The sequence below is a fragment of the Mycobacteroides sp. H003 genome (assembly GCF_001440135.1).
GTDB classification, from domain to species: Bacteria; Actinomycetota; Actinomycetes; order Mycobacteriales; family Mycobacteriaceae; genus Mycobacterium; species Mycobacterium gwanakae.
Genome location: NZ_LJYL01000004.1, coordinates 1 through 1,354 on the forward strand (window position 1 = coordinate 1; position 1,354 = coordinate 1,354).

The 1,354-nt window shown below is 61.2% G+C and carries 1 protein-coding gene; it reads right to left on the reverse strand.

Going from position 1 to position 1,354, the window contains the following annotated elements:
- Positions 1–1,310, reverse strand: a 1,310-nt coding sequence (locus tag AOT87_RS00030) for an ammonium transporter (protein ID WP_057966641.1), incomplete at its 3' end; no start/stop codon positions are given.
- Positions 1,311–1,354 lie beyond the last annotated feature (44 nt).

The window sequence follows — 1,354 nt, forward strand, 5'->3', positions numbered from 1 at the left end:
AAGTCGTATGCGCCTTCAGCGTGTTGGGATTCGTCGGCTCCGGCCGCTTCTCCCTCGTCGCTGATGCGCAGGCCAATGGTGTACTTCACGATGAATGCAACGATAGCGGTGCCTATTGCCGAATAGAGCAGAACCGCCCCGGCGCCAAGAGCTTGGCGCCACAACTGTTCTAGCCCGCCGCCGTAGAACAGACCGGCCACGGCCGCACCGGTCTGGGGCGCGGCGAACAAACCGATGAGCAACGTGCCGACGATTCCGCCGACCAGGTGCACACCGACAACATCCAACGAGTCATCAAATCCTAGCTTGTACTTCAGGCCGACGGCGAGCGCGCACAGGATGCCGGCGATCACCCCAATAGCAAGGGCGCCAGCGACATTCACCGACGAGCACGACGGGGTGATGGCCACCAAACCGGCCACGATTCCCGAGGCCGCACCCAGCGAGGTCGCATGCCCGTCCCGAATACGTTCGGTAAGCAACCAGCCCAGCATCGCCGCGGCGGTGGCCACCGTGGTGGTCACAAACGTCGAGCCCGCCAAACCATTGGAGCTCGTTGCCGAACCCGCGTTGAACCCGTACCAGCCGAACCACAGCAGACCGGCGCCCAGCATGACGAACGGCAGGTTATGCGGACGCATCGGCGTGCCCGGCCAGCCCTTGCGCTTACCCAAGATCAGCGCCAGCACCAAACCCGCGGTACCGGCATTGATATGCACCGCGGTACCACCAGCGAAGTCAATTGCCTTGAGCTGATTGGCGATCCAGCCACCCTTCTCCGCGGCCGCGCCATCGAACGCGAAAACCCAATGCGCGACCGGGAAGTACACGATCGTGACCCACAAACCCGAAAACAACAACCACGACCCAAACTTCAACCGATCGGCCACCGCGCCAGAAATCAGGGCCACCGTGATGATCGCGAACATCAACTGAAACGCCACGAACACTGTCGCCGGGATAGTTCCTACCAGCGGGATGTTGACGACCTCGGCCGCCTCGACCCCATTAGCCGGATCAGCAATCACCGCCTCCGCGGCATTACCACCGATAAGACCCTTCAAACCGAAGAACTGCCCCGGGTTACCGAACAGCCCCGAAACATCGTTACCGAACGCCAGCGAGTACCCATAAAGCACCCACAGCACCGTCACCAGGCCCATCGCACTGATACTCATCATGATCATGTTCAGCACGTTCTTCGCGCGGACCATGCCGCCATAGAAAAAAGCCAGGCCGGGTGTCATCAACAACACCAACGCGGCACTGGCCAGCATCCACGCAGTGTCTCCGGTATTCGGGACACCCATTGACGGGAAACCATCCACTAGCGGCATTCCTCTCGGGGATCTTG